This window comes from Dielma fastidiosa (genome assembly GCF_003475485.1).
Classification (GTDB): Bacteria; Bacillota_I; Bacilli_A; order Erysipelotrichales; family Erysipelotrichaceae; genus Dielma; species Dielma fastidiosa.
Window position 1 is genome coordinate 729,148 of sequence record NZ_QRQL01000001.1, and the last position, 26,452, is coordinate 755,599.

At 37.9% G+C, this 26,452-nt stretch carries 33 protein-coding genes; 9 read left to right on the top strand and 24 right to left on the bottom strand.

Features of this window, described 5'->3' with window-relative positions; all coding sequences use genetic code 11:
• Positions 1-9: 9 nt before the first annotated feature.
• From DWZ33_RS03750 to DWZ33_RS03765, 4 genes are all read right to left on the bottom strand, one after another.
• Positions 10-768 carry a YlmH/Sll1252 family protein gene (locus tag DWZ33_RS03750; protein ID WP_118453843.1) on the bottom strand — a complete coding sequence of 253 codons (759 nt, stop codon included), beginning with the start codon at positions 766-768 and terminating at the stop codon, positions 10-12.
• Positions 758-1,159: a cell division protein SepF gene (locus DWZ33_RS03755; RefSeq protein WP_022936752.1), complete on the bottom strand. Its 402-nt coding sequence runs from the start codon at positions 1,157-1,159 to the stop codon at positions 758-760. Before DWZ33_RS03755 ends, DWZ33_RS03750 begins: the two co-directional genes overlap by 11 nt.
• A gap of 90 nt (positions 1,160-1,249) precedes the next feature.
• On the bottom strand, positions 1,250-1,510 hold the full coding sequence (locus DWZ33_RS03760) for a hypothetical protein (protein ID WP_022936751.1): 261 nt from the start codon (positions 1,508-1,510) through the stop codon (positions 1,250-1,252).
• 47 nt (positions 1,511-1,557) lie between these two features.
• Positions 1,558-2,334 carry a SigB/SigF/SigG family RNA polymerase sigma factor gene (locus DWZ33_RS03765; protein WP_022936750.1) on the bottom strand — a complete coding sequence of 259 codons (777 nt, stop codon included), beginning with the start codon at positions 2,332-2,334 and terminating at the stop codon, positions 1,558-1,560.
• Positions 2,335-2,513: 179 nt separating this feature from the next.
• Here DWZ33_RS03765 and DWZ33_RS03770 point away from each other — a divergent pair, with 179 nt between their 5' ends.
• Together DWZ33_RS03770 and DWZ33_RS03775 are read left to right on the top strand one after the other, a co-directional pair.
• Entirely contained in the window at positions 2,514-2,807 is a 294-nt protein-coding gene (locus DWZ33_RS03770) for a phage holin family protein (RefSeq protein ID WP_182425500.1), read from the top strand.
• 122 nt (positions 2,808-2,929) lie between these two features.
• A complete protein-coding gene (locus tag DWZ33_RS03775; protein ID WP_118453845.1) occupies positions 2,930-4,099 on the top strand; it encodes a hypothetical protein in 1,170 nt (389 codons plus the stop codon).
• Between the two features lie 98 nt (positions 4,100-4,197).
• Here DWZ33_RS03775 and DWZ33_RS03780 read toward each other — a convergent pair whose 3' ends face one another.
• The 3 genes from DWZ33_RS03780 to DWZ33_RS03790 form a co-directional block, all read right to left on the bottom strand.
• Complete coding sequence (locus DWZ33_RS03780) at positions 4,198-5,091, bottom strand: hypothetical protein (RefSeq protein WP_118453846.1); 894 nt, start codon at positions 5,089-5,091, stop codon at positions 4,198-4,200.
• Positions 5,088-5,855, bottom strand: a complete 768-nt coding sequence (locus DWZ33_RS03785) for a hypothetical protein (protein ID WP_118453847.1) — start codon at positions 5,853-5,855, stop codon at positions 5,088-5,090. Before DWZ33_RS03785 ends, DWZ33_RS03780 begins: the two co-directional genes overlap by 4 nt.
• Positions 5,856-5,974: 119 nt before the next feature.
• Positions 5,975-6,367 (bottom strand): DUF1492 domain-containing protein, encoded by a 393-nt coding sequence (locus DWZ33_RS03790; protein ID WP_118453848.1) that lies wholly within the window; start codon positions 6,365-6,367, stop codon positions 5,975-5,977.
• 485 nt (positions 6,368-6,852) lie between these two features.
• On the opposite strand from DWZ33_RS03790, the gene DWZ33_RS03795 reads away from it, so the two are divergent.
• Positions 6,853-7,041 (top strand): hypothetical protein, encoded by a 189-nt coding sequence (locus DWZ33_RS03795; protein WP_118453849.1) that lies wholly within the window; start codon positions 6,853-6,855, stop codon positions 7,039-7,041.
• Between the two features lie 128 nt (positions 7,042-7,169).
• On the opposite strand, the gene DWZ33_RS03800 is transcribed toward DWZ33_RS03795, so the two are convergent.
• The 8 genes from DWZ33_RS03800 to DWZ33_RS03835 form a co-directional block, all read right to left on the bottom strand.
• The gene (locus DWZ33_RS03800; RefSeq protein WP_118453850.1) at positions 7,170-8,057 is read right to left on the bottom strand and encodes a hypothetical protein; all 888 of its coding nucleotides are present in this window, start codon (positions 8,055-8,057) and stop codon (positions 7,170-7,172) included.
• The gene (locus DWZ33_RS03805) at positions 8,054-8,836 is read right to left on the bottom strand and encodes a hypothetical protein (RefSeq protein WP_118453851.1); all 783 of its coding nucleotides are present in this window, start codon (positions 8,834-8,836) and stop codon (positions 8,054-8,056) included. Before DWZ33_RS03805 ends, DWZ33_RS03800 begins: the two co-directional genes overlap by 4 nt.
• A 49-nt stretch (positions 8,837-8,885) precedes the next feature.
• Entirely contained in the window at positions 8,886-9,311 is a 426-nt protein-coding gene (locus DWZ33_RS03810) for a hypothetical protein (RefSeq protein WP_118453852.1), read from the bottom strand.
• A gap of 118 nt (positions 9,312-9,429) precedes the next feature.
• Positions 9,430-9,894 carry a zinc ribbon domain-containing protein gene (locus DWZ33_RS03815; protein WP_118453853.1) on the bottom strand — a complete coding sequence of 155 codons (465 nt, stop codon included), beginning with the start codon at positions 9,892-9,894 and terminating at the stop codon, positions 9,430-9,432.
• A gap of 67 nt (positions 9,895-9,961) precedes the next feature.
• Positions 9,962-10,870, bottom strand: coding sequence for a DMT family transporter (locus DWZ33_RS03820; protein WP_182425502.1), 909 nt, complete (start codon positions 10,868-10,870; stop codon positions 9,962-9,964).
• A gap of 57 nt (positions 10,871-10,927) precedes the next feature.
• Positions 10,928-11,626, bottom strand: a complete 699-nt coding sequence (gene sigK, locus DWZ33_RS03825) for an RNA polymerase sporulation sigma factor SigK (RefSeq protein WP_022936743.1) — start codon at positions 11,624-11,626, stop codon at positions 10,928-10,930.
• Positions 11,601-12,353 (bottom strand): sigma-E processing peptidase SpoIIGA, encoded by a 753-nt coding sequence (locus tag DWZ33_RS03830; protein ID WP_118453855.1) that lies wholly within the window; start codon positions 12,351-12,353, stop codon positions 11,601-11,603. The genes sigK and DWZ33_RS03830 overlap by 26 nt, the downstream gene beginning before the upstream one ends.
• Positions 12,354-12,477: 124 nt before the next feature.
• On the bottom strand, positions 12,478-13,239 hold the full coding sequence (locus DWZ33_RS03835) for a helix-turn-helix domain-containing protein (RefSeq protein ID WP_118453856.1): 762 nt from the start codon (positions 13,237-13,239) through the stop codon (positions 12,478-12,480).
• A gap of 245 nt (positions 13,240-13,484) precedes the next feature.
• Here DWZ33_RS03835 and bilR point away from each other — a divergent pair, with 245 nt between their 5' ends.
• Positions 13,485-14,585, top strand: coding sequence for a bilirubin reductase (gene bilR, locus DWZ33_RS03840; protein ID WP_118453857.1), 1,101 nt, complete (start codon positions 13,485-13,487; stop codon positions 14,583-14,585).
• A gap of 56 nt (positions 14,586-14,641) precedes the next feature.
• On the opposite strand, the gene DWZ33_RS03845 is transcribed toward bilR, so the two are convergent.
• Entirely contained in the window at positions 14,642-15,880 is a 1,239-nt protein-coding gene (locus DWZ33_RS03845; RefSeq protein WP_118453858.1) for a D-alanyl-D-alanine carboxypeptidase family protein, read from the bottom strand.
• Positions 15,881-16,008: 128 nt separating this feature from the next.
• Between DWZ33_RS03845 and DWZ33_RS03850 the strand changes: the two genes are divergently transcribed.
• From DWZ33_RS03850 to DWZ33_RS03860, 3 genes are all read left to right on the top strand, one after another.
• The gene (locus tag DWZ33_RS03850; RefSeq protein WP_022936738.1) at positions 16,009-16,677 is read left to right on the top strand and encodes a response regulator transcription factor; all 669 of its coding nucleotides are present in this window, start codon (positions 16,009-16,011) and stop codon (positions 16,675-16,677) included.
• Positions 16,661-18,166, top strand: a complete 1,506-nt coding sequence (locus tag DWZ33_RS03855; RefSeq protein WP_118453859.1) for a sensor histidine kinase — start codon at positions 16,661-16,663, stop codon at positions 18,164-18,166. Before DWZ33_RS03850 ends, DWZ33_RS03855 begins: the two co-directional genes overlap by 17 nt.
• An 85-nt stretch (positions 18,167-18,251) precedes the next feature.
• Complete coding sequence (locus DWZ33_RS03860) at positions 18,252-18,680, top strand: hypothetical protein (protein WP_118453860.1); 429 nt, start codon at positions 18,252-18,254, stop codon at positions 18,678-18,680.
• Between the two features lie 3 nt (positions 18,681-18,683).
• Here DWZ33_RS03860 and DWZ33_RS03865 read toward each other — a convergent pair whose 3' ends face one another.
• Positions 18,684-19,214: a GNAT family N-acetyltransferase gene (locus tag DWZ33_RS03865; protein ID WP_182425504.1), complete on the bottom strand. Its 531-nt coding sequence runs from the start codon at positions 19,212-19,214 to the stop codon at positions 18,684-18,686.
• A 75-nt stretch (positions 19,215-19,289) separates the two neighbouring features.
• On the opposite strand from DWZ33_RS03865, the gene DWZ33_RS03870 reads away from it, so the two are divergent.
• Entirely contained in the window at positions 19,290-19,511 is a 222-nt protein-coding gene (locus DWZ33_RS03870) for a hypothetical protein (RefSeq protein ID WP_118453862.1), read from the top strand.
• Between the two features lie 158 nt (positions 19,512-19,669).
• On the opposite strand, the gene DWZ33_RS03875 is transcribed toward DWZ33_RS03870, so the two are convergent.
• The 7 genes from DWZ33_RS03875 to hpf form a co-directional block, all read right to left on the bottom strand.
• Positions 19,670-20,197: a hypothetical protein gene (locus tag DWZ33_RS03875; RefSeq protein ID WP_118453863.1), complete on the bottom strand. Its 528-nt coding sequence runs from the start codon at positions 20,195-20,197 to the stop codon at positions 19,670-19,672.
• Positions 20,198-20,223: 26 nt separating this feature from the next.
• The gene (locus DWZ33_RS03880) at positions 20,224-21,126 is read right to left on the bottom strand and encodes a sensor histidine kinase (RefSeq protein WP_118453864.1); all 903 of its coding nucleotides are present in this window, start codon (positions 21,124-21,126) and stop codon (positions 20,224-20,226) included.
• A gap of 20 nt (positions 21,127-21,146) precedes the next feature.
• Positions 21,147-21,845 (bottom strand): hypothetical protein, encoded by a 699-nt coding sequence (locus DWZ33_RS03885; protein ID WP_118453865.1) that lies wholly within the window; start codon positions 21,843-21,845, stop codon positions 21,147-21,149.
• The gene (locus DWZ33_RS03890) at positions 21,835-22,755 is read right to left on the bottom strand and encodes an ABC transporter ATP-binding protein (protein WP_118453866.1); all 921 of its coding nucleotides are present in this window, start codon (positions 22,753-22,755) and stop codon (positions 21,835-21,837) included. Before DWZ33_RS03890 ends, DWZ33_RS03885 begins: the two co-directional genes overlap by 11 nt.
• An 87-nt stretch (positions 22,756-22,842) precedes the next feature.
• Positions 22,843-23,502 carry a response regulator transcription factor gene (locus DWZ33_RS03895; RefSeq protein WP_118453867.1) on the bottom strand — a complete coding sequence of 220 codons (660 nt, stop codon included), beginning with the start codon at positions 23,500-23,502 and terminating at the stop codon, positions 22,843-22,845.
• A gap of 104 nt (positions 23,503-23,606) precedes the next feature.
• Positions 23,607-24,299 (bottom strand): ribose-5-phosphate isomerase RpiA, encoded by a 693-nt coding sequence (rpiA, locus tag DWZ33_RS03900; RefSeq protein WP_118453868.1) that lies wholly within the window; start codon positions 24,297-24,299, stop codon positions 23,607-23,609.
• 276 nt (positions 24,300-24,575) lie between these two features.
• Positions 24,576-25,100 (bottom strand): ribosome hibernation-promoting factor, HPF/YfiA family, encoded by a 525-nt coding sequence (hpf, locus tag DWZ33_RS03905; RefSeq protein ID WP_022936727.1) that lies wholly within the window; start codon positions 25,098-25,100, stop codon positions 24,576-24,578.
• 367 nt (positions 25,101-25,467) lie between these two features.
• Here hpf and add point away from each other — a divergent pair, with 367 nt between their 5' ends.
• Positions 25,468-26,400 carry an adenosine deaminase gene (gene add / locus DWZ33_RS03910; protein ID WP_118453869.1) on the top strand — a complete coding sequence of 311 codons (933 nt, stop codon included), beginning with the start codon at positions 25,468-25,470 and terminating at the stop codon, positions 26,398-26,400.
• Positions 26,401-26,452 lie beyond the last annotated feature (52 nt).

Below are 26,452 nucleotides of genomic sequence, written 5' to 3' on the forward strand. Positions count from 1 at the left end.
GCTCACCCCTTACTGAAATAGTCCCAGTTCAATCACATAGTTATCTTTTTTTGTCTGCTTGCATATACCTTTATAGATAAAACGTCCATATCCGCGGATTGAAAGCACAGCATTATTATTGCACAATGCGCTGCAATCTTCAAGCAGAAGATGATTCACCTGCACATTTCCGCCCTTAATTAAAGCCGCAGCCTTGCTTCTGGATAAATTGCAGCAAGCAGCAACCAAGGTATCCAAACGATTGCCGGAGACAATTTTCTGCATCCAGCGGATATCCTTTTCAATGACAGCCGGCTGATCACAGACTTTAAAGCGGATTGAAGCCCGGCCAATCTTACGGCATTCATCAATAATATATTGTGCTACCTCACTGACAGTATATACATAAATCACACCCTCTTTAACACTGATATCACCAAACTGATCGCTGCGCAGGCCAATATTCAGCAAAGCACCCAGCGCATCACGATGACTCAGCTTAACATAGGTCTGAGCATACTCCGCCTTCAAAAGTGTCAGATCGACTTTTTGATCTTCTGATTCATCAAAACATAGCAGCGCCCGTTTTTTCTCCGCTTCTGGATAACCGCCGTCAAGCTTCATAAAACAGCGGCTGCCAACAACCTTCTTCAGCACTTCCTGCTCAGGTTCATTTAAAAAAGGTGTGATAATCTGACGATGCTTAAACACAACCGCATCTACTAGATCATCAAACCGTTTTGCTTGTTCTTCATATCCTTTAAAATGAATCAGCCAATCATTGTTCATCTTCACCATCAACGTTGATCTTACCGTTTACACCAATTGATTTCGGCGCGCACAGGATAACATTCTGACCAATTTTCTGAATCGTTCCATCAAGTGCAAAAACAACACCTGTCAAAAAGTCAATCGTACGCTGAGCATAATCACGCTGTAACTTATGTAAATTAATCACGGCAGCTTTATTATCCTTTAAACGGCGTCCAATCTCTTGAGCCTCATCAAAAGAACGTGGTTCAAACAATACCATTTTTGTATCAAAACTGGCATTAGAAACAACTTTAGACTTAGGTGCTTCGTATTTACTGATTGCCTGAACTTCCTCAGGGTCTAGTTCCAGTACTTCATCTTCATCCATTGGAGCTATAAATTCTTTAAATTTATCTTTGATTCCCATAATGACTCCTCCATATGCTTTTTCATTATATCATATCCCTTCCAATAAAAAAAAGGAAAAGTCAAAACTTTCCTTTCTTTCACAGAATTTTCATCGACTTTTATCGACAAAGACACGTTCTTTCTTCACTAATATGACATCTTCTCCGATATTGGTAATCTGTTCGACATTAATCTTTTCACAGCAGTCATTAAACAGCCATGGCAAAAAACGTGCAATTCCCCGTTTTATTTCACAGACATAAATCGTTTTTACACAAAGACACTGATCCAGCTCCATATCACTGATCAGGCCAAGCTCCTTGCCGTCAACACTGATTACTTTTTTGTGCAGCAATTCATTCAGCTTCATATGATCACCTATTCTAGTCTATGGTGAAATTTAAAAAAAGTTCCTGTTTAATCAAATTCTTTTCTTAAACAGGCAATCGCACTCTTTTCCAGCCTTGACACCTGAGCCTGTGAAATCCCCATTTCGCGGGCTATTTCACTTTGCGTATTGTCGAGAAAATAGCGTTTACGCAGAATCTCTAATTCCTTAGGCTGAAGATTTTTCATACTCTTCTTTAAAGTCAGCAGATTATTCAGCAAAGCAATTTCATCCTTGCTGTCCTTAATCTGATCAACAAGCATCATCTCATCACCGTCACTGTTATACATCGGCTCAAAAATAGAAACGACACTCTGTACTGAATCCAATGCTTCCACAACATCCTTGACTTTGACCTCACACGCCTGCGCCAGATATTCAATGCTTGGTTCACAGCTGTTTTCATGCATATAGGCTTCTTTTATTTTGAAGATCTGATAAGCCAAATCCCGGCAGTGACGAGATACCCGCATGACCTGATTATCACGCAGATAGCGCTTAATTTCACCCATAATCATCGGTACCGCATAAGTCGAAAAACGCACCTCATGCTTTAAATCAAAATTATCGATTGATTTAATCAAGCCGATACAGCCAACCTGAAATAAATCATCCATATTATCACAGCGCGATGCGAAACGCTGTACAATGCTTAATACCAGTTTTAAATTACCTTGAATTAATGTTTCCTTGGCACTTAGATCCCCCGCCTGCAAGGCTTGGAACAAACGTACCATTTCCGCATTATTTAAAACCTTCAATTCATTTGTGTTGATGCCACAAATATCTACTTTATAACGACTCACAACGATCCCTCCTGCATGATTTCATTGTCCCCTTAAGTTGTTAGGGATATTCAGCAGGCAGGGCATTTCCTTTTATTTACAGCGGCAGCAGGCACCGAATTCAAAGAGGATAATTGCGACATATGTCAGATATTTTAAACGATGCAAAAAGGTAAAATGTTATGAGAAAGGAGGTACATATGGAAAAACTCATCGAATATATTAAACCAGAATTAAGTGTTATGATTCCTGTACTTTATTTTATTGGTTTAGCTTTAAAAAATTCCCGCATTAGGGATGAAAGAATACCCTATATATTAACGGTTATTGCTGTCCTGTTAGTAAGCATATATAGTCTTTCAACAAATGTTATAGAAGATTATAAAGATATATTTTCATGTATATTTGCTGCTATCACACAAGGCATAATATTAGCTGGATTGACTGTATATTCAAATCAATTATACAAACAATCCAATAAATTAAACCATTGATTTGGATGCGACGGGTATGAGAATAAAATTATGATTTTATACTTTACAATATATGTGTAATCAAGTTGGCCAACGCACATTACAAACTAGAAGTAAAAAAAATACTCAGAAAGGAAAAAAGTATGAAACAACATGAAAAAAAGACCATCATTAAAGATGGCACAACCTATCAGGTAGCTTTATGGCCTACTGATGGAATGACAATTACCCAAGGACCAGGTTACTGTGGATTTTGTGGTGTAAACTTCAATATGTATCACGCAGATAAAGCTGATGAAGACACCATGAAAGCTATTTCAACTGATCCATGGAATGGCTTAGGTAATGATACATGCAGCATGTCTCATCAGTATTATCGGGCAATGGATATTGTACCACCAAAACTGGAAGGTGAAAAACATGGACTTGCTTATGCACCATTTGATTGTAGATGTGTTTTACATCAACTAAAAGGTGATGCATGGATGACTGTGTTTGAATCCTTAAACCCGGTATTCTGTGCCGATGGTACATATAGTAAAGTAACCTTCTTAATGGTACATGGCGGCTACTCAATTTTAATCGAAAAAGATGGTTCAACAACTTTAACTCAACTGCAAGAAAGGGACATTATCCGTCAGGGAGGGCTGATGTATCATAGCGGTACTGATGGTAATGTAGGTGAACATATCCATATAAACGCTAAAAAGGGTACATATGATACTACAGATTTTGATAATAACTTCTCTTTAGAAAAACAATATGATATGCCAACCTTATCAGGAAACATTGAAAGTACGTATGCCTTTATAAATGATTGTAACGTTGAGAAAATCTTCTTTGTACAGGAAAGTGACAATATTACTTATAATAATGCTGGTGTGCCATATCAGCCATATATTGATTGGGTAATTTATGATTTACATTCTTCAACAAATGGTTGGGTTCAGAAAAATAACACTTGGTACTATATCCAAAACACTGTTCCGAAAAAAGGCTGGTTCCAAGATACTAGCGGCAGTTGGTATTACAGCAATCCAGTAACAGGTGCTATGGAAAAAGGTTGGAGAGCTTCTGGCAGTAAATGGTACTACTTAAATCCTGCAAATGGCATTATGGCATCAAACACATGGATTCGAGACAGAATGTATCAGGCATATATGTATGTGGGATCTGATGGTGCTATGTATGCAAATACAACCAAAACAATCGGTGGCAGATCCTATACCTTTAATAGTTCTGGTTTTTGCACTAACTTAAATTTTGAACAAACCTATTCTTATTTGACCCCATTGTTATCAATTAAAAAATAAACAAAAGAAAAAGTAGAGCAAATCTCTCAATACTTTACCTACACGAAAATGACCCAGTTAATGACTGGATCATTTTCTATTATGATTCTTTCTAAAGTTTAAACATCTACTTTAATATAATATATATTATTTACATCTTCACCAACATTCACCTTAAGAATAACAGACAATTTTCTATTTTCATCAATGTAGAGACAGGAGCTTTCTTCATTGAACTGCACACCATACGGATCAAACCACAGATACTTTTCTGTTGAATAATAAACATAATGTTCATTTTCTTCTACATTTATATTACCAATGCCCATTGGTATATCAACTACATTGATTCCCATTTCAATTAATTGTTCAGTTATCTTCTGTTCATAGGTTTCAACAGTATAACCAAACTTAGCTAATAAATCAAGATTTGATAATGTTTTATTCGTGACCAAATCATAATTATAGGCTACAAAGATTCGATCATCATCAACATTCCACATACCACCAGCTGCTTTTGAATAGAAACTCTGCCATTTCAATAACACAGACAAACAATCACCATTCTCATATGTTTTAAATTCATGGACTGCCTTTATATCATTTTCTATAAATTTGTCTTTTTGATAAGTTCCGCTTACTCTGCGATATGTCATTTGATTCACTTGTGAAGCTTCTTCATTATTGATATTGATGAATGGATAGATGAAAGCACCGGTTGTACAATTCAGCCAATCCTCGCAGACACCTGTACTTTCTTGTGCAACATTATAAACAAACACATATCCTTGATTGGGAATTATCTTCACTTCATCTTTTCCTGATGGTGGATTAATTAACTGCACCTGATTTTTCGATGTAATCTCTGTACTAGAAAGCCGTTTGTTTTTATCTTTTTTTGATAATACATACACTGGCTGAAAAACTTTCTGTCGTACATTTATATTATTTACACTTTCATTACTTTGACAGCCGTTTAGCATCAGAAGTAGAAAAATCATTATATATTTCATTCTGCTTCCTCCTTCAGCGGCATTACAAAGCTTTCATAATAGGTTGGAAAATGGCTCCATGTCTTAGGAGAAATAATTGGTACTAACACATTAAGATTTCCATTATTATCTTTATAAAATGCAATTCTTGAATAAGAATTTCGTGGAAAAACACATTCAACACTTGAATTTACATATTCTAATCTTTCCCAATATAAAACAGCATCATCAGGTAAAATTTCATTACTTGCATAATTCTCATACCCCAAAATCTTAGTCATTCTTTCAATATAATCAAGCACTTCAGTTAGTGTGTATCCAGAACGTTCTAGCACTTCTTCCTGAGAAAGTATGCGGTTTTCTTTCAAGTCAATATTAATCGGTAGTTGAGTAAAAAGAGAAGTTACAGAATAATCGTAATTAAATAAATTTGTATAAAATTTAATTAATATAGTCATCATATCTTCTGATTGAAATTGCTTTGCTTCTAAAATATACACCTGTTCATCATCAATATGATTTACCACATATGGATAAAATGTATAATACAACAATTCAAGATTCTGATTAAATTTGGATACTTCTTCATTATCAACATTAATAAATGGCAAGTAAAATGAACCGGTCTTTGTTTTGAACCAATCACCTTCTGTTTCATTTTCAACTGCCGCATCCAAATAGTAGACATAATCATTTTCCGGATGAATCTTGTGTAGATCGTTTTGAGATAATGCTGAGGAATTGAATAACAAAAAGCCAAGCATGACCAAAATATATCGTTTCATTATGTCCTCCCCTTCCAATATAATTATTTCCTAATTTTAGTATATTCTATAATATTAGCATCGTCTACAAATAAAACATCAAGATTTATTTCCTTGATGTTTTATTGTTATGTTAGGAACTAAATATAATATGAAAGTACTTCACTCATTTTTATTATAGCCCTTTTTCTGATTCTATAATAAGTTGATCGATCAATATACATTTCACAGAAAATCATTGGCAAAGTATGCTTTTTCAAATATGTCAGGGTAATTAATTCTTGTTCCTGCTTGTCTAATAAATTCATACCTAGTTCTAATTCCTCTAAAATAATGCTTACTTTAAGATTCAAATAATCACGATTCAAATTTTTAATCATGTCTTCGCTTGTATTATACAGTATCATGCACTCATTTTTAATCTTTTCTTCTTCAGCATCATTTTCAAATAACAACTTACTTAATTTTTTGTATTCATCCCATTTTTCCAATCTTTGTTCTGTTTCTGCGATAATATCAAGTGTTAAAAACATAAGCCCATTCCTCCCTTTCAGTATATAAGTTTTAACTTATAGGCTTTATATTTATATTATAAATAATAAAAATTATAATTTTTCTCAATATTGTCTCAAAATAAAATTTATTTTAAGTATTGTATAATAAGATTAAATTAAGCAAAGCGCCTTGAATAGAGATAAGTATATAAAAACAACTAAAAATACTCTGCTAGCCTGTTTGCTGCCTAAATAAAAACTCTAAATTGTGTGACAGCATTCTCACTGTCTAAAACGGTATATTTTTTGCGCAGGAAAACTTGGATAATCAGTAGAGAACTATTTGTAAAATATAATATTCAAAATAGCACCAATAGTAAAAGCTAAACATGCAAAATCACCCTTTTATGCAAACTGTACCGCAATTGACGGATTGTTTCAGCAGTTATATAATTGAGAAAACACAATCAGATTTGTTTAAAACGTTAAAGTAAAGCAATCTTGATAAATCAAAAGGAGCGTTTATGAACAGCAATAATCAATTGGTTACAATTTGGATGTTTACAGGGATGCTGGCTGGACTGGCAATAGGCTGTTTTGCAGGCATTTCTCACGGCAAGATGGGGACATTTATGTGTTTAGGACTTGTTTTGGGGATGATTGTTGGCATAGCGATAGGCACAGCTGTTAAAAACTTTAAAACTAAGAAATGAAGAATTTATTTGACTGATTGAAAAACCTAACTTGCTAAGGATATTCAATCAGGGCATTTTCTTTTATTTACAGCATAAATAACAAATGGTCAGGCATATTAGCTGACCATTTTTGTCTATTGATTCACTTAGACATTCATTTTGATATAGTATCGCTTATTAACATCTTCACCAATATTCACCCCAAGAATCACAGATAGTTTACCGTTTTCATCAATATAAAGGCAAGAACTTTCTTCATTGAGCTGTACACCATACGGATCAAACCACTGATATTTTTCTGTTGAATAGTAAACATAATGTTCATTTTCTTCTACATCTTTATCAAAAACGCCCAATGGAATATCAACTACATTAATTTCCATTTCCGCTAATTGTTCAGTTATCTTCTGTTCATAGGTTTCCGCCGTATAACCAAACTTAGCTAATAAATCAAGATTTGATAATGTTTTATGCGTGCTAAAATCATAATTATAGGCTATAAAAATTCGATCATCATCAATATTCGACATACCACCAGCTGCTTTTGAATAGAAACTCTGCCATTTCAATAACACAGATAAGCAATGATCATTCTCATATGTTTTAAATTCATGGACTGCCTTTATATCATTTTCTATAAATTTGTCTTTTTGATAAGTTCCGCTTACTCTGCGATATGTCATTTGATTCACTTGTGAAGCTTCTTCATTATTGATATTGATGAATGGATAGATGAAAGCACCGGTTGTACAATTCAGCCAATCCTCGCAGACACCTGTACTTTCTTGTGCAACATTATAAACAAACACATATTCTTGATCAGGAATTATTTTCACCGCATCTTTTTCAGAGGGAGAGTTTATTAGCTGCACCTGATTTTGCGGGGTAATCTCTGTACTGGAAAGCCGTTTGTTTTTATCCACGTTTAATAATACATACACTGGCTGAATAGCTTTCTGCCGTACATTTATATGATTTACGCTACTTTGACAGCCGCTTAGCATCAGAAGCAGAAAAATCATTATATATTTCATTCTGCTTCCTCCTTCAGCGGCATTACAAAGCTTTCATAATAAACAGGCAGGTGATCTATAAATTGATTACGCATACTCTTGATTGGCACGATAATATTAAGCTGACCGTTATCATCAAAAAACAAATGAATAGTAGAAGGACTACTATTAAAATACTCAAGCCGCTGTGATTGTTGTAAGTGGTGAGTATATTTATCCCAAAGCAAAACTCCGTCCTCTAATTCTAAAGGAAATACATTTGTTTCATTAATATAATATCCCTTCAACAAAATCTGTTTTTCGATATAGTCAATCATTTCAGACATAGTGTAGCCTGAACGCTTTAATACTTCTTCTTGGGTAAGTATGCGATTATTATTTAAATCAATATTAATAGGCAATATTGTGAAAGCTGTGTCTATGATACTATCATAATAGATGTAAGTTCTTATGAACTTAAATAATACAGTTACCATGTCCTCTGATTGAAATTGCTTTGCTTCTAAAATATACACCTGTTCATCATCAGTATGATTTACCACATATGGATAAAATGTATTATACAATAATTCAAGATTCTGATTAAATTTGTGTATTTCTTCATTATCAACATTGATAAAAGGCAAGTAAAATGAACCGGTCCTTGTTTTGAACCAGTCACCTTCCATTTCGTTTTGCACTGCCGCATCTAAATAGTAGACATAATCATTTTCCGGATGAATCTTGTGTAGATCGTTTTGAGATAATGCTGAGGAATTGAATAACAAAAAGCCAAGCATGACCAAAATATATCGTTTCATTAAACCCTCTCCTTTCAGGGTCTATACTCTATCTTAATATATTTTATATTTAATCCAAAACGTGAATCATATCTTTTCCGATAACTATCGTGCCCTTTTCATCATCAACACCATATAAAATTTCTTTTTGAGCTAATAGATCAATCAGCTCATCATTTGTTGTTTTGTTCATATCAATTAATATCTTTGTTGCACTTGTACAATGATTTTTCGCTGACGGCGTCTGATTATTAGGGTTGCCTTCAGGTGCTAATTCCATCAGCTGAAGAATTAAATCCGCGTCAATGGTCTGACTGAATTTCGCATTCTGATCATACTCTGTACAAAAGGTTACCGTACTGATATTCTGTTCAGAAATATTTGTTGGTTCAATATAAATATTAAGCGTTATAGGATTTTGATTAAACGTGATGTAGAAATATACGGAGGTAAATAGAATAACTGCAGCAATACTTAATATAAGGTACTTCTTCATACACATTCCTCCCACTGTCCAACAATAATAATTCATTCATTGTTTTCTATATTTTTATTATACTGCATCAAAGCGGTTAACACAAAAAAATGAGCATTAAATGCCCATTCTCATTAGTTTATTTCCCCTGCCAGCGCTTTAATGTCGGCAGATATGCCAATAATTGTTCTCTCGCTTCTTCTACATTCAGGTTCAAGTTGTTTTCTTTATTCCATTCAGCCAGTGATTGTAAATTCTGTTCAGCCAATTCAGCCATTGTCAGATCTGCTGTAAAGGCGCCGTGCTGATAACAAAACGCGCAGTATTCGTGAGAACAGCGGCCATCACTTTCACTCCCTAAATCACTTTCCTTCGTCATTGTCATACCGCAGCTTTGACAAATGCTGACTGGCTGACCTAATAGTTCATCCACAGAGATGTCAAAGGTTTTCGCAATCAGCTTTAACGTATCAATATTGGGAATCGTTTCGCCTGTCTCCCAGCGTGAGACTGCCTGTCTTGTGACAAATAATCTAGCCGCAAATTCATCCTGAGACAATTTCAGTTTTTTGCGTAAATCAAGGATTACCTTTTTTGTTTCCATGATAATGCCTCCTTTATCTCATTCTATCATTGCCAAAGCTGCCCGGCAAGCAACCCCTTGTTGCGTTTTAATCTGCAAATTGTTCAATCAGCTCCTCCCGGCTTGCTGATGACTGCTTTTTATCCAATAAAATCAGTACGCTCACCGCTCCCAAAATCAACAGACAGCCCATGATTTTACTAACGCTTAATGCCTCGCCGAATAACATCCATTCCGCAAGCACTGCCGTTACTGGCTCAAACATACAGAAAATAGCCGCCGTAGAAGCACCCAGATACTTAATGCCTAGCTGTAAAGTAAACACCGCGAAGAACGAACAGCCAAAACCAATCAAAAAAGCATACCCATAAGCGGCAAGCGGCAGCTGCCAAACCATCTTATTTAACACTAAATTGTAGAAAAACATCACAAAGCAGGCAATCAGCGCCAGATAAAATGTCAGCTTGTATGAATTTAACTGATTTAAGCCGCGCCGCTCCACACCCGTCATATAAAACGCGTAGGAGATACTGGAGGCAATAGCTAAAAGGATACCTATTGAAGAATTACCGTTGCCTGGTTCAAAAAAGAAGAAGATACCCAGCGTTGCAGCCAGCAGCACCAACACCGTTGACTTTGCTAAATGTTCTTTATAAAACACATAATTAATCAAAGCTACAAAGGCCGGATAAAGAAAGTGCAGGGTCGTCGCTGTTCCCAGTGAGATATAAGAATAAGCATTATACAGCAGCAAAGCGGTAAGCGTTATGCCAAAGATGCCAACCAGAGCCGTATTCTTAAAATCCTTGCGGCTGATAGCAAAGGAAATGTGCTTTAGTTTCATCAGCACAAAAAGAATCATAATCGCAAATACATTTCTCAAAAATACAAGCGTTTCCGCATTGGCTCCCAAATCATAAGCCTGTGAGCAAAGCAATGGCATGATGCCAAAAGAAACCGCTGATAATATCGTATAAAAAATCCCCTTTTGTTTCATATCTAACCTCCGCATAATATTGCGAATAGTTTAGCACAAAATAAGGGGATCAACAATCTATTTTGTATGATTCAGCTGCACTTTAAGCTGAGCGATAATTCTTTTTTCAAGTCTGGAGATATAGCTTTGTGAAATACCAAGCTTTTGCGCGATATCCTTTTGTGTACATTCATCATGTTCAATGCCATAGCGCATCTGCAGAATCAGCTTTTCTCTGTCCTTCAAGGAATCCATTGCCTTCAGCAGCTCACGTTTATTTTCATTCTTTTCAAATTCCTTAGTTACTAAATCATCATCTGTACCGATAATATCACTCAGCAGTAATTCATTGCCGTCATAATCGACATTCAGCGGTTCATCCAGCGATACTTCACTGCGCCGTTTGCTTTTCTTGCGCAAAAACATCAGAATTTCATTTTCAATACAGCGGGACGCATAAGTTACTAACTTAATATTTTTATCACTCTTAAAGGTGTTCACCGCTTTAATCAGACCAATAGAACCGATACTGATCAGATCTTCCATAAAAATCGGGTTGGTTTCATAACGTTTGGCTATGTAAACAACCAATCGAAGATTATGTTCCACAAGCAGATTGCGGGCTTCAAGATCGCCATCTTCCCAGCGTTTGATTGCTTCCTTTTCTTCCTGTGCGCTTAACGGCTGCGGCAATACATCACTTCCCTGAATGTAATAAACCTCCTGCTCAGCCTTTTCCCGAAATAAAAAATCAAAGATTCGTTTTATGAATTTCATGTTTATCCACCTCACTTATCTGCCGCAGATTCAGCAAGCAGTCTGCCTGCATCGGGAAATGCTGATCACCAACAACTACCATTACACTCATCCAGTTTCCTCCTTTGACCCTGACATCACTCAATTTTCCTTCTATTTCTACTTCATTAGACAATGTATGCATTTTTCCCTTGATTATGTCTCTGCCTTTGATTTTTTCAAAAACTTTAGGACGTACAAACATGACGGGATAGCCTTGAATCACACAGTTATTGCCGCTGTCTAAGTAACCGCGAAGCGTCAGTGAACAGCATTCAACCGCATAGACAAAAGCCAGCTGGTTCAAAGTATGTCCCCATTTCATAATCAAAGCCGCTAATATGATCAGCAAAAGCAGCCAGAACAAAAACGGATTATAATCAAGGGGCGGAAACCATGTAAAGTTATAGATACTGCCACCGGCCAGCTTGAAACAGCTACCAGTTATCAATAGGCGCAAAGCGATTGATGCGAAATAAGCGCTGAGCCGATATCGAAAAAACAGCCAGGCGCACAGCCCTTCGATGATCAGCAGCAAAGCGGCAGCCCAAGGATGGAAACAAAAGCTGGCAAGGACCGCAAGTAAAACCGCATAGCTCACACATTTTCTCAAGGCGAGCGGATAGGCCGCCGCATAGAGGGCAGTCAGCACGCTTACCAGATTGACCAGAAGCGCTTGAATGAAAGCAACCTCCACATAACTTTCCATGTTTCACCTCCCTTATGAGTATAATGGAAGCGCTCAGTAAAGTTTGTCGGATTTTTTATAACAGAAAAGCAAAAAGATGCTTGACACAAGCACCTCCCTTTGATTCTTCAAATATCAGCCCTTCTTATTCATATTTCTTGCCAGCCGCATAAACAGCAAGCAGCAATGCAAGCAATAAACCAAACATCACAAAAATTTTTATTGTATCCCAAAAAGCGATGCCAAAATATGTGACGCTCACTAAGCAAATGAATGGATAAAGAAGCGCGCCTAAAAGCATGCCGGCTTTCATAACAATGCTGATAATCGGCCAATTACTATTATTAAATCGCAGACCTGCCAGATGAATGCGAAAGACACCCTGCGCATAATAATTAATCTTATTTTCATCATAATAGCTTGGCAGCAGTTCTTTGGCAAAGAAGCAGAACCAGCCGGCAAACAAATACATCATGCCCATAAACAGCAAAACATTTTCCGCTAATGCATGCCATGTCAAGCCGATCCGCAGCAGTAAAGTAATTTCAGCAGCCCCAATTAAAAGACTGATCAAATAAGCCAGCCGCCAGCCCTGACGTCTTTGTTTTATCGTATGCTGCAGCGTTAAGTCCAAAGAATCAGTAACTAAACGCTCTACCTCATCAGCATTCAATACCTGATCCTCATTGATCTGTTCACCCCGCAAAAGCTCAGTAACACTGACATGCAAGACCTCGGCAAGCGGAATCAATAAAACCACATTAGGAATGCTTAAGCCGCGCTCCCATTTACTTACCGTCTTATCGGATACAAACAGCTTATCCCCTAACTCCTTCTGTGTCATATTCCCTTCTTTACGCTTTGCCGCAATGAAAGCGCCGATTTTCTGATTGTCGATCTGTACCATTGTATCACCTCGCTAAAATAGTACCGTGCATAGACAAAAATTACAATCGACTGTCGGTAGATATCCCTTTTTAAGCTTTAGAATCCCTTGTTCTTCAATCCGATTTTAAATTACTTGACTTAGTCATATAAAGGTGTATTATTGACTTTGTCAAGTATTTATTGACAAGCTTCTGCTTCATAAAAATCAAATACTTCTCAATAAATAAAGTTCTGATCAAAGGATCAGCGGATTGGAGATAAAGAATGTACGATTTTTTAAATTCACCTTTTACACTGCGCGGTGTAACACTTAAAAACCGGCTTGTGTTTGCCCCTACGACATTGGGACTTTCAGCCGATGAAGCAATGGAAAAGCTGGGCCGTATTGCCAAGGGCGGAGCTGCCTTGATCATTCTTGGCGATGTTGCTATTGAACCGGCGCGCGGGTCTTCCCTATTTGAAGAAAATGGCTTTATGACCTATCAAAAACTGATAACGCATATCCATGAAAATGGCGCGTTAACCGCTGCTCAGCTGCATATGTCTGATTCTGACATTAAGGGTATGATGAAATATATGCCGGATATTAAAGCTGGCCGTTATTCACCAAATCAATTGCGCGCTTTACTGAATGATCTGACAGCGGATTATATAACCTCAATGCCGATTGATCGAATCAATACAATTGTTAAACAGTTTGGCAAAGCGGCAAAACTGGCGCAGAAAGCTGGCTTTGACATCATTCAGATCCATGGCGACCGCATGTGCGGCAGTATGTCTTCAAGCATTTATAATCATCGCATTGATGAATATGGCGGCAGTCCTGAAAATCGCGCCCGTTTTGCCTGTGAAGCAATCATGGCGGTGCGTGAAGCTGTACCCGATATGCCTATCGATTATAAGCTGGCAATCCGTCAGGAAAATCCCCATTACGGCAATGCCGGTGTATTAGAAAGTGAATTAGCTGTTTTCGTGCCGCTGCTTGAAGCCGCCGGTGCTGATGCTTTTCATGTCGCTTTAGCAAATCATTCTGATTTATCTGATACAATACCGCCCTTAACTCACCCATACTTCAAAACGGAAGGCTGCTTTTTGAAGTATTGTGATGAGGTGCGTGAACTAAGTGATAAACCCTTATGCGGCGTCGGCCGTCTGACACATCCTGATATGATTGAAAAACAGCTGTCTGAAGGACGCATTCAATTAGCCGCGATGAGCCGGCAGCTGTTAGCTGATGATCAATGGCTGAATAAAGTCAATGCCGGCCGTGAAAATGAAATTCATTACTGTATGGCCTGCAACAAGAAATGTCTGGGCGGCATGCAGGCTCGTCAGGGCACACGCTGCATCTATGATAAAAACTGAAATTTTCAGTTAAACATTAAACCAATAAATAAAGAAAAAGACACTTGATGCGTCTTTTATGCTTCATTATTTATTTTATCCCTGCGATGTAAAAACCGATATATAAATGCGGTTACCGCACATAGAATGACAAACAGCAGGGCTGTATTCTCCTTAGTAAACAACTGGAAAAGCAAATCCTTTTCAATATTCTCCTCGGCCGTAAATTGCAGACTGGCAATCGCTTCTCCCTGACATGTTATCGTCAGTGTCTGAATCAATTCCCCCTGAGTTATCGGCGGTGTCAGTGACTCATTCAGATAAGTATAGCTGCAGCTTTCCCGCTCGATGTTCTTCGGCAAAATGGCTGTGATTGTCTCAGGTGCCTTTAAATCAAGCTCATTCGCTTTGAATTTCTGTTTAATTGTCAGTGCCGGCAATGCCTCATCTTTACTTAACAGCACCACTTGATGATACTCATCAAAAGCTCTGTCATAGATCAGCTTCGCATCCTGAATATGAATAGGCTGATAACCCAGTTCAACCGGCGCCTTTGCCGTCACTAGAATCAGACTCATATTCTCTTTTTCAGCGGCACTGGCTAAACAAAGCCCCGCTTCATAAGTAAAACCGGTCTTGCCGCCGATTAGATAATCCATAGATGGATCTGCATAGCGGAAGGTCGAACTGATCAGATAGATGCCTTCAGGATGGGCCCATGTTGTTTCAGTGATAATTTCCTTTGTCTCAAATATATTTTTAAATACTGGATTTCGCAGCGCCGCTTTCAGCAGCAAAGCAATCTCTTTTACTGTTGATACATGCGCGTCCTCATGCAGCCCCGTCGTATTGACAAAATGCGTCTGCGTCAAACCTAGTTCAGCTGCCCGCTCATTCATCAGCTCCACGTAGGCCGCTTCACTGCCGGCAATCCGCACAGCCAATGCCACACACGCGTCAGCCCCGCTCGGCAGCATCAGGCCATAAAACAAATCACGGACACTGACTGTTTCACCGCTGACAAAACCGGCTACACTGGCATTTGCTTCCGCCAAACCCGCCAGCATTTCATCTGTGATCGTTATTTTTTCATCTAAATCCTTCAGCTGTTCAACCGCTACAAGCAGCGTCATGATTTTTGTCATACTGGCAGGATAAATAAGATCATCTTCACCCTTGCCCTCAATCACTCTTGATGTTTTCGCATCCATCAGAACATAATACTGACTGGCAATCTCATCAGCCGAAATTGATAATGGCTGAGTGAAGATCAGACAACAGCATATTGATATGAATCCTTTCAAAAATTTCCCCATGATAGCTCCTTACTCTGTATTCATTACTTATTATACTCTAAAGAAACTAAAAACTTGGACTTTTTTTAAGAATTTCAGCCAGTCTTCACAAATTTATGGCATAATTAAGAAAAGAATGAGGTGAAAAAATGGCTAAGCTGCTGATCGTAGATGATGAAGAAAAAATTCGTACCCTGATTAAAAAATATGCTGTCTTTGAAGGCTATGAAGTTGTGGAAGCGGCGAATGGCTTTGAGGCCATCGCGAAATGCGCGAGTATGCGCTTTGATCTGATTCTGATGGATATCATGATGCCTGAGCTTGATGGTTATTCCGCGGTCAAAGAGATCCGCAAAACAGCTCAGACACCGGTGATCATGCTCTCCGCTAAGGGTGAAGAATATGACCGTATTCATGGATTTGAAATTGGCGTTGATGATTATGTAGTCAAACCGTTTTCGGTTCGTGAACTGATGATGCGGATTGCCGCAATCATCAAAAGAACACAGGGCAGCGATCTGAATGAATTTACTTATAAAGGATTAAAAATCAGTTTTTCTGCGCGGACGGTCAGTGTCGATGGTGAGAAGCTGCATCTGTCTCCAAAAGAATATGATTTACTTTTCTATTTAGTAAAAAATAAAGGAATTGCTCTTTCCCGTGAACAATGTCTGTCTACGGTTTGGGGATATGATTTCTATGGTGATGACCGCACATTGGATACCCATATCAAAACACTGAGAAAGAATCTTGGTGCTTATGGCAGCTGCATCGTCACATGCCGAGGGGTAGGTTATCGATTTGAAACTGAAGAATAAAATCAAAAGCTTATTAGAAAAGCTGAAACAGCTCGACCTTAAAAACAGCTCGATTAAAGTTAAGCTGCCCTTCTACCTGTTGGTTTTTGTCTTAACGACCTTAATTCTCTTATGGCTGGTAGAGGTTGTGTTTTTTGAAAACATCTATACCTTTGTCAAGCAGGATTCATTAACCCGCGCCGGCAACCGCATTGTCGAAGAGGTTGATAAAAAACACGCGGACAAGCTGATAGAAAAAATCTCCCGTGAGGATGATGTCTGTGTGGCAGTTACTGATGAATTTGGCAATTCAATCTATTCAGGCATCAATAACCGTGACTGCAACGCCAAGATCTCGCTGGATGATTTTATGCTGCGGATTCATGATGCGCAGATTCATAACGGAATCTATGTAAATACATTTTTCAAAGAAGAACCCGTATTTGATATCAATGCTTCTGATCCCGGTTCAATTAAATTCAAGCAGACAATGCGGATTATTAAACAGATCAGTTATACCGGTATTGTGCATACCGAAAATCGTACTTATATCGTTATGCTTGATGCCCGTCTGACACCGCTGGATTCAACTGTCGATCTGATTCGAATCCTTTTAGTGATGGTTACTGTCATCCTGTCCCTCTTTGCTTTATGGCTTGGCTGGCTGCTTTCCAAACAGATTACTAAACCGCTATTAACAATTACGGAACAGGCGCAGCAGCTGGCAAGCGGTGATTATGATGTGCATCAAATCGTAAATGGCTACCGTGAAGTACAGAAGCTGTCAGTAACACTGAATCAGGCCGCCGAGGATCTCCAGCAGGTTGAAAAGCTGCGCAATGAATTAATTGCCAATATTTCCCATGATCTGCGTACCCCTTTGACAATGATCAGCGGCTATGCGGAAATGATGCGGGATCTGCCAGGTGAAAACACGCCGGAGAATATCCAGGTGATCCTTGATGAAACTAATCATTTAAGCCGCTTGGTCAATGATGTCCTTGATCTTTCTAAACTGCGCTCCGGCGCCAGTGAATGTACGTTAAAAACCTATTGTATCACTGATTCCATTCTCGCTGTCATTGAGCGGCTTCAGGCATTAACCAGTCAAGAAGGTTATCATATATACTTTGATTATCATGATAAAGTTTATACCGAAGCTGATGAACTGCAGATTTCACAGGTACTTTATAACCTCTGTACCAATGCGATCAATTATACCGGTGAAGATAAAACGGTGCGCATCGTACAAAGCATCCATGATCAGACGATAAAAATAGCAATCATCGATACCGGTGAAGGCATCCGCGAAGAAGAAATTGATAAAATTTGGGAACGCTACTATCGAACCAACAGCGATCACACGCGTGCCAAAGTCGGCAGCGGCATCGGCTTGAGTATTGTCAAGCGTATTCTTGAACAGCATCATGCTCAATTTGGTGTCAGCTCTGAATTAAATAAAGGAACGACCTTCTGGTTTGAATTACCGCTTAAAGACATATCGAAATGATATGTCTTTTTCATCATATTTTCCGCAATTGTTCAGCTAATTTTCACAATTACCACTTATAATGATTAAAAATCGAGGTGATGGCATGGTCAAAAATAAATATTTCTATAAATTCATACTAGTAATGGGCCTGCTGCTTACTATGATTTTTACCCTTTCCTTTACCCAGTCAGCACTTGTTCATGCATCAGAAACACCGATTGCAACAGACACTGATACAAGCCATAAAAATCCAAACAATCGTTTTGAATTTGATGCTGGGATGCTTGAGGAAGCCCGCAGGATCATCAACGGCAGCAGTGAATTAGATGATAGTCAGCTTACCCAGCTGCATCAGATTGGCTTTACTGATACCCAGATTGAATTACTGATTGAAATCACAAAGAATCCATGCGCGGCAGATATTGATGAATTAAATAAACCTGATGATATGAGAATTGTACTGCCTTTTCTATTAATCCTTGCAATAATTGGCATCGGCTATACATATCATAAAGCAAAACCGTCTCACTGACGGTTATTTTTTCTGTATGTATTCTTCGCGGGTGATTGAATATTGACAGAGATCCATGATCTCCCCGGTATATAAACGTGAATGATGACGGATCAGGCCCTCATATTTAAAACCATTTTTTTCGATGACTTTGCGGCTTTGATCATTTTTTGGATAATGTCCGCAAGTGATGATTTCCAGATGCATATTAACAAACCCAACATACAGCACCGCGCTGACCGCTTCACTCATATAACCATGCCCCCAATAATCATGATTTAAAACATAACCTAATTCACGGCTGGCAATCCCGCGACGAAAACGTTCATCAAGATGCAGCCCCACTGATCCAATCAGCTTATGACTTGCTTTTTCTTCGATGCCTAAAATTTCATCAGAAGCAATAAAATTTTTCAATATTTCAAAGCTTTCAGAGATTTTGACATGAGGTTTCCAACCCGCATTGATTCCCACATCAGATTGACTCGCATACTCAAAAAAATCAAACAAATCACGCTGAGCGAATTTACGCAGTATTAATCGTTTTGTTTCCATAGGCATCATCCTTTCCTGATTCATTCGCACAATGATAAAGAAATATGTTATACTAACCGTGTTTAGAGGTGACTTATGAAAAAAGAAAACCAATCCCACCGCCGCACCGCTTTAATCTGCTGGTGTATAACCTTTGCCCTGACAATTTATTTCCGCTGGGCAGGCAATGCCTTTTTCACTTATTTATTTGGTATGCTGACTGTGTTTTTTCTTGTCGCAGCCAGTATTTTTCAATCCCGAATCCGTAAATTGGATAACGCACAGTCAGAGGCAGCTGACCAAAAGCAAAAGAAATAAATTCAGTTTCATTATACTGAAAGCCTGATTGTATTACAATCCCGCGCGTATTCACATTTTTTATAACAAACTAAAAAGTCTATATAGAACAGAGGTAACATCCGAAAGTCAGACCCAAATCTAATGATGGGGATCGGCACTGTCCTATATAGACTTTTTTAACTATAATTCAGATTGAAGCGATGAAGTAAACCGGTTATGCTGCCTTCAAAACAGCATTTCGCTTCAGCTAATAAAGTAAAATCATAAGGCAGGCAGAGACAGCATCGCTTATTTAACCGCACGGCTCCGCTCTTTTTTAAAATCTCTGCAACAAATTGTGAACAGAAATAGTGTCCCGGCCATTTAAAAGGCAGATGCAGCAAGGCAAGCAATAAACCGATACGCGTATAGCTGAAAACAGATGCCTGCTTTTTAAATGCCAGCAGCTGCTCTCTGACCTGCTGATAAACATCAGGCTTAACCTCAATCTCATATAATAAGCATGCCTTTTTTGCCTCCTTCATCGCATAATATGTTAGTTTTTCTACTAAAAAACCCTTATATACAAAGCTATAAAATGTATTCATATCCTCTTCCAGTCCAATTGAAGCATGAGTATAATAAAAGTCAGTACAATACTGCATTGCTAAAGAACCGATATCTGAAAAATGAAGCAATAATATAAAGATCTTACGTTTTATCATAAAACCTCCCTGAAAACACAATGTTTTTATTCATATTGAGTTAAACGTTTTTGAAAGTACAAACTGATACAAAGCTCACCTGCTTCTATCTGTGCATCTGCACTTCCCGCCAATCCCTCAGCAAGCTCCTTCACGATTGCTAAACCTAGACCGCTGCCTTGCTGATGAACAGAACTCGTATAATATCTTTGAAAAAGCTGATCCGCCTGCAAAGCGTCCCCTGCATAATCATTTTTAAATTGAATACAGATAAAATCATCATAGACATGCTGAGTTACTTTTAGATAATGAGCACCATGCATTAACACATTGCCGCATAAATTATCTAAAATCCGCTGCAGATACAATTCATCACTTTCAATCATACAATTTTCATTTTCAATATCTAAGGTTAAAGCAAGCTGCCTTGCTTCAAATTGATTATAAAAATGCATCAGCGTCTTACGCAGCACCTCGGCCGGACATACTTTGCTCAAAGTAAAGTCTATGCTGCCATTTACCAGCTTAGTATAGAAGAACAGCTCCTCAAGCAAGGTTTTAAGATAAGCCAGCCGCTGTTTAATAATTTCAAAATAGCGGGCCTTATCTGCTTGATCATCACATTCTTCTAACAATTGCACATATCCGCAGACACTTGTTAACGGTGTGCGAATATCATGCGCGATATCAGCAATCATATCCTTTAAGTTTTGATCCATCCGGCATATCTGATTCATTATTTTTATACTTTCTTCCTTTTTGATATTTAATAAACAGATAATCTTTTTCAAATCATGATTCACACTGCCGGTAAAGAAAGGAAAACGGCTATTATTTTCATTCGCATATTGTATTTGACTTCTAAGCGCCTTTAAATCACGCTTTAATGAAGTATAAAGAAATATCAATACCATATTAATAAGCAAACTCACCGCCAGCATTAAGACCATATATTTACCTCTCAAGCTATTTAAGCTATATCCCGTTTTTTAAGAATCAACAGGGTGATACCGTTATATAAGAATGCGCTGGTTATAATAATTAACAATGATTTGCCATATGTCAGCATATCAAATGTCTCTGGCAGTGTAATCCCTATATGATATAACGTATATTCATAATATGAAATAAACGCGTCAGATAGATACATATGCAGTGCATAAAAGATAGAAAATGAATATCCGATTACATAAAGTACAGTAATCACATGGCTTCGCGTAAGCATATACAGCATTGTAACAAAGCTGCTTACCGCAGCAATCACCAACATTTGCATAACAATATAAGCAAAATAATGAAAGACAGAAAACGCACTCATTGTAAAGATATTCAGCACTCCTAAAATCAGAGCTATAATAACAACAAACAGCCACATACTTAAATATACAACACATGTAAATAAGAAACGTTCCGCAAGCATCTGCCATTTTTTTTGATAGAGCGGATAGATATGTTTAATAAAACCGCTGGTAATTTCTTCATTAATAAATAAAGCCATGAATAACAATACAGAAAATGGAAGCAGCAGTGCCTTAGGGAAATAATACAGGAAATTATTCATGGCATGATTTGATGTATTAAATAAAATCAGCAACATAGCTGTACATACATAAAACGATTTCTGCCGAACCATCCGATACATATCCATTTTTAAATAATTAATCAACATCTTCATCACCACATTTCTTTAAATAATAATCTTCAAGACTTAATTTATTCATTGTTATATTGTAAACAAGCACATCCCGCATTACCAATTCCTTCACAATAATTTCCGGCTTATCATAATGATCATAGATATGAATTACATTCTTTGCCAAGACATTATAATTGATCACACCACATTGCTGCTCCAAGCATAAAACCGCTTTTGATGAATCATCGACATGTATTTCCAAGCAATCCTTGCATTTTTCAAAAAGTTCATCACTGGTTAAGCATTCTACCAGTCTGCCATTTTTGATAATCGCATAATGCGTCGCAATTTTACTCAACTCTTCCAAAATATGAGAGCTTATTAAAAGCGTTAACCCCTGTTCACGGTTTAATTTAATTAATAAATTTCTTATTTCCAGAATGCCCTGCGGATCAAGACCATTGGTCGGCTCATCAAGAATCAGAAACTCCGGATCATTCAGCAGCGCCATGGCTATTCCCAATCGCTGCTTCATGCCCATAGAGAAATTTTTAGTCAGTTTTGAACCACAATCCTTCAAACCGCATAAAGCTAATAGATCCAGAATTTTAGCTCGATTAAAACAGCCCATAGCCAAGCTTTTCATTTTCATATTATCAAATGCATTTAATGAAGGATAAAGACCTGAATTCTCAATTAAAACACCCACTCTTCGATAGACATACGGATCATCATTAGGAACATGTCCAAAAAGCTTAAAACTGCCGCTGCTTGGATGCGCCAAATCACTGATTAACTTCATCAACGTTGATTTACCGGCGCCATTCTGCCCAATTAAACCATAAACTGCACCCTTTTCAATGGTTATGCTTATATGATCTAAAGCCGTAAAATGATTGTACATTTTGGTAAGCTCATACACCTCAAGAATATTCTCAGCCATCATGTTCATCTCCTTTATATGAATAGTTTATCATTCAAATATTTAATAAAAGCTAAGCAAAGGTTAAGAAAGTATAAAGAAAAAGAATCAGATTTTTAATTTGAATCCGATTCCCCAAATAGTTTGAATATATTCATGCTTACTGAATTTTGACAGCTTGCTGCGCAAATTACTGATATGTACATTAATTGTTTTATCATCACCATAATAATCATCTTCCCATGCATATTCATAAATTTCTTTTTTAGTAAACGCACGCTGTGGATTGCTGACCAGCAAATCTAATATTTTATATTCATGCTTAGTCAGTGTTTGGGTATGCCCTTCAACTTGTACACTGCGATAATCCGGCTTTAACACAAGACTGCCCATACACTTATCCATACCAGTATTTATATGCTTTCTGATCTGAACCTGAATTCGCACCTCTAATTCTTGTAAATCGAAGGGTTTGCACATATAATCGTCTGCACCGTTTTGAAGTAAGTTAACTTTACTTTCCACAGAATCCTTGGCTGATAAAACAATTGTTGGTATCTTTTTATCCTGAATCTTCCGCATCAATTCTTCGCCGCTGATGCCAGGCAGCATTAAATCCAGAATGATACAAGAAAAGCTTTCACTATTAAGAATCAGTTCAGCCTCACTGCCTGAATAGGCAGATTTACAAAGGTAGGAACGCTTCCTTAAATAATCACAAATCATTTGATTAATTGCCGCATCATCTTCTACGATCAAAATCTTCATACTCTCACCCGGTCTTTGTTTACTTATTATAGCTAGAAGCGACCAATAAATGCAAGACTAAGATTCATTGCCGCTTCTGACATTCATCATCATAATTAAAAGGTTCATTGATCCTTAAAATCAATGATTTTGATACCCTCGCTGCCGGCAATGACAGCTGTTGACAGCCGTTTTTCAAAATAACCGGTTTCAACGACGCCTGCCAGCTGGATCAGCTCCTGATGTGCCTGACTCATTGTTTTACCGATCGGTATACGAACATCAAATATTAAACCGCCGTTATCCGTAATCAGCGGCTGTCCTTGATGCTTTCTTAGAGTCACCTGATAACCCATCGTAATCAAAACGGTGCGCATATGCTCATGATTAAACGGCAGAACCTCCACCGGCAGCAAATATTGATCAAGCTTGTCAACTAGTTTCCGCTCATCCATGATCCAAATCGTTTTTGCTGCCCATTGGGCAAGCATTTTTTCTCTGGTTAACGCAGCCCCGCCGCCCTTGATAACATTACCTTGAAAATCGATTTGATCCACACCATCAAGATTAATATCAAGGGAAATCTTAGATGGATCTTCAATCATCGGCAGCTTCAATTCACGGGCCAGCGCTTCTGTTTTATCAGATGAACAAACGGCTTGTATCCGCAATCCTGCATTGACCCGCTCACCCAAATATTTTAACGCATAAACCATGGTTGAACCGCTGCCTAACCCAACCTTCATACCATCATGAATATACATACAGCCTTGCTGAGCAGCCTTTTGCTTTAATGCTTCCCACTTATTTTCACACATCAGCTTCACCTCTATCTAACTTTATTCTTATCATATCATATGAATTTTGAAGCAATCATTTATTTGCCCACATTTTAGATAAGTGATTCATTGATATGTTTAGCAGCCAGCATTTATCAAGGGTTACAACCACATAGTAAATGATAATAGGAAGCGTATGAGTCAACCTATTCAATCATCAATCCTATCGCTTTGATCCCGCTCAATTCCTACATTAAATGCAACCTTCAGATGCCCAAAATAAAAGGAACAGATCACTCTGTTCCCACTATTAGTTTATTCAGTTTCAATTAAGCCATAACCGCCGTCATTGCGTTTATAAACTACGGATACGGTTTCACTTTCTTCATCACGATAAATAAAGAATGAATGACCCAGCATTTCCATACGCATGATAGCTTCTTCAAGATCCATTACAGAAGGCGCAATCGTCTTCGTCTTAACTAATACATCCTCTTCTTCATCTTCTAATGCTTCACCGATAAAGGCCATCGCCAATTTATCCTTATGCTTTCTTTCAAGGCGTGTCTTTTGTCTTCTGATCTGATCCTCTAATTTATCTATTGCCAGATCCACCGCCGCATAATAATCAGGGTGGGCGACCTCAGCTCTTAAAACAGCCATCTTTGTTGGGATTGTAATTTCAATTTTAATATCCTTTTTGTGGATTTTCACCAACACATTAGCTGTGACACTATCATCAATAATAAAATATTTCTCTAAGAATTTCAGCTTTGTCTCAACCTTTTCCTGCATACCAGGAGTAATTGTAACATTCTTACCGTAGATTTGGACTTTCATCTAAAATCCCTCCTTATCTATACTTAATATTATACGTTATCTTTTTCTAACTAACAGTCTGTTCTTTTATTTTCAAATCGTGTATAATGGAAGCGTAAGGGGAAAAACCACTGTTTCCCGATTACCAAATAAAGGTAATTGAAGCCATCACCAATAAGCTGAACCAGTCAAAGAAACTGGTTTTTTTTTAAATTTAAATCCATGCCTTTACCACTCTCAAATATAACCGCAAAGAGTCTATTTTGTAAGCTTTTTATCGAAGGGCTTATTCCGTTTAATTAATTTGATGAATGACTACCTATTTTAATTGTTTTCATGTATAATGAATTAAATCACTGACGAAAACTGTCAATTGCAAGGAGATACTATGATAGATTTACACTTACATATCGATGGGTCATTTAGACCGCAGACTATTTATGAATTAGCTAAAGAAATGAATATTTCGCTGCCGGCTGATAGTGTAGAAGGGCTGCTGCCTTTTATTCAAGTTCCTGAAGACTGCCGCAGTCTGGAAGAATATCTTGAACGCTTCACACTGCCGCTGCAGGTAATCCGCACACCGGCCGCTGTTGAACGGGTTACTTATGAATTATTGATTGATCTGGCAGCCCAGGGATTGGATCAGGCTGAATTGCGTTTTGCCCCTAAATCATGTGCCGGAACTGCCGATCAAAAGGAAATTGTGGAAGCCGCGATCTGTGGTTTAAACCGCGGTATTCAGGAAACTGGTATGAAGGCGGGCTTGATTCTTTGCGCGATGCGCGGCAATTCATTTGAAGACAATATGGAAACCCTGCTGCTAGTGAAGGAATATCTTGGCAAAGGTGTAATTGCCTTTGATATTGCCGGTGCTGAAATTGTGTTTAAAACACATCTATATGCTGATTTATTTGCCAAAGCACGTGCTTTAGGTGTTCCATATACAATTCATGCCGGTGAAGGCGACGGCCCTGAAAGCATTAAAGCTGCTTTGGATTTCGGTGCCAAACGATTGGGTCATGGTATCCGTGTATATGAAGATCCTGAATTGATGAAACGGGTTCGCGATGAGAAAATCGTCCTTGAAGTATGTCCGATCAGCAATCTGCATACAAAAGTGGTGGATGACATGAAGGACTATCCATTAAGAAAATTATTTGATTATGGCATCCTCGTTACAATCAACACTGACAACATGACAATGTCAAACACAAATCTGAAAAAGGAATACGAATTTATCAAAAAGCATTATCATTTCACCGATGAGGAAATCAAACAGATGAATGAAACAGCTTACCGCGCTTCCTTCATCAAATAAGCTATTAAGACAGATATAAAAACTTACGGACGCCTAACCAGCGTCCTTTTTA

Excerpts from the sequence above, each read along its gene's own strand:
- DWZ33_RS03750 (WP_118453843.1), bottom strand. The coding sequence starts at position 768 with ATGAACAATGATTGGCTGATTCATTTTAAAGGATATGAAGAACAAGCA.
- DWZ33_RS03755 (WP_022936752.1), bottom strand. The coding sequence starts at position 1,159 with ATGGGAATCAAAGATAAATTTAAAGAATTTATAGCTCCAATGGATGAA.
- DWZ33_RS03760 (WP_022936751.1), bottom strand. The coding sequence starts at position 1,510 with ATGAAGCTGAATGAATTGCTGCACAAAAAAGTAATCAGTGTTGACGGC.
- DWZ33_RS03770 (WP_182425500.1), top strand. The coding sequence starts at position 2,514 with ATGGAAAAACTCATCGAATATATTAAACCAGAATTAAGTGTTATGATT.
- DWZ33_RS03775 (WP_118453845.1), top strand. The coding sequence starts at position 2,930 with ATGAAACAACATGAAAAAAAGACCATCATTAAAGATGGCACAACCTAT.
- DWZ33_RS03780 (WP_118453846.1), bottom strand. The coding sequence starts at position 5,091 with ATGAAATATATAATGATTTTTCTACTTCTGATGCTAAACGGCTGTCAA.
- DWZ33_RS03785 (WP_118453847.1), bottom strand. The coding sequence starts at position 5,855 with ATGAAACGATATATTTTGGTCATGCTTGGCTTTTTGTTATTCAATTCC.
- DWZ33_RS03790 (WP_118453848.1), bottom strand. The coding sequence starts at position 6,367 with ATGTTTTTAACACTTGATATTATCGCAGAAACAGAACAAAGATTGGAA.
- DWZ33_RS03795 (WP_118453849.1), top strand. The coding sequence starts at position 6,853 with ATGAACAGCAATAATCAATTGGTTACAATTTGGATGTTTACAGGGATG.
- DWZ33_RS03800 (WP_118453850.1), bottom strand. The coding sequence starts at position 8,057 with ATGAAATATATAATGATTTTTCTGCTTCTGATGCTAAGCGGCTGTCAA.
- DWZ33_RS03805 (WP_118453851.1), bottom strand. The coding sequence starts at position 8,836 with ATGAAACGATATATTTTGGTCATGCTTGGCTTTTTGTTATTCAATTCC.
- DWZ33_RS03810 (WP_118453852.1), bottom strand. The coding sequence starts at position 9,311 with ATGAAGAAGTACCTTATATTAAGTATTGCTGCAGTTATTCTATTTACC.
- DWZ33_RS03815 (WP_118453853.1), bottom strand. The coding sequence starts at position 9,894 with ATGGAAACAAAAAAGGTAATCCTTGATTTACGCAAAAAACTGAAATTG.
- DWZ33_RS03820 (WP_182425502.1), bottom strand. The coding sequence starts at position 10,870 with ATGAAACAAAAGGGGATTTTTTATACGATATTATCAGCGGTTTCTTTT.
- sigK (WP_022936743.1), bottom strand. The coding sequence starts at position 11,626 with ATGAAATTCATAAAACGAATCTTTGATTTTTTATTTCGGGAAAAGGCT.
- DWZ33_RS03830 (WP_118453855.1), bottom strand. The coding sequence starts at position 12,353 with ATGGAAAGTTATGTGGAGGTTGCTTTCATTCAAGCGCTTCTGGTCAAT.
- DWZ33_RS03835 (WP_118453856.1), bottom strand. The coding sequence starts at position 13,239 with ATGGTACAGATCGACAATCAGAAAATCGGCGCTTTCATTGCGGCAAAG.
- bilR (WP_118453857.1), top strand. The coding sequence starts at position 13,485 with ATGTACGATTTTTTAAATTCACCTTTTACACTGCGCGGTGTAACACTT.
- DWZ33_RS03845 (WP_118453858.1), bottom strand. The coding sequence starts at position 15,880 with ATGGGGAAATTTTTGAAAGGATTCATATCAATATGCTGTTGTCTGATC.
- DWZ33_RS03850 (WP_022936738.1), top strand. The coding sequence starts at position 16,009 with ATGGCTAAGCTGCTGATCGTAGATGATGAAGAAAAAATTCGTACCCTG.
- DWZ33_RS03860 (WP_118453860.1), top strand. The coding sequence starts at position 18,252 with ATGGTCAAAAATAAATATTTCTATAAATTCATACTAGTAATGGGCCTG.
- DWZ33_RS03865 (WP_182425504.1), bottom strand. The coding sequence starts at position 19,214 with ATGGAAACAAAACGATTAATACTGCGTAAATTCGCTCAGCGTGATTTG.
- DWZ33_RS03870 (WP_118453862.1), top strand. The coding sequence starts at position 19,290 with ATGAAAAAAGAAAACCAATCCCACCGCCGCACCGCTTTAATCTGCTGG.
- DWZ33_RS03875 (WP_118453863.1), bottom strand. The coding sequence starts at position 20,197 with ATGATAAAACGTAAGATCTTTATATTATTGCTTCATTTTTCAGATATC.
- DWZ33_RS03880 (WP_118453864.1), bottom strand. The coding sequence starts at position 21,126 with ATGGTCTTAATGCTGGCGGTGAGTTTGCTTATTAATATGGTATTGATA.
- DWZ33_RS03885 (WP_118453865.1), bottom strand. The coding sequence starts at position 21,845 with ATGTTGATTAATTATTTAAAAATGGATATGTATCGGATGGTTCGGCAG.
- DWZ33_RS03890 (WP_118453866.1), bottom strand. The coding sequence starts at position 22,755 with ATGGCTGAGAATATTCTTGAGGTGTATGAGCTTACCAAAATGTACAAT.
- DWZ33_RS03895 (WP_118453867.1), bottom strand. The coding sequence starts at position 23,502 with ATGAAGATTTTGATCGTAGAAGATGATGCGGCAATTAATCAAATGATT.
- rpiA (WP_118453868.1), bottom strand. The coding sequence starts at position 24,299 with ATGTGTGAAAATAAGTGGGAAGCATTAAAGCAAAAGGCTGCTCAGCAA.
- hpf (WP_022936727.1), bottom strand. The coding sequence starts at position 25,100 with ATGAAAGTCCAAATCTACGGTAAGAATGTTACAATTACTCCTGGTATG.
- add (WP_118453869.1), top strand. The coding sequence starts at position 25,468 with ATGATAGATTTACACTTACATATCGATGGGTCATTTAGACCGCAGACT.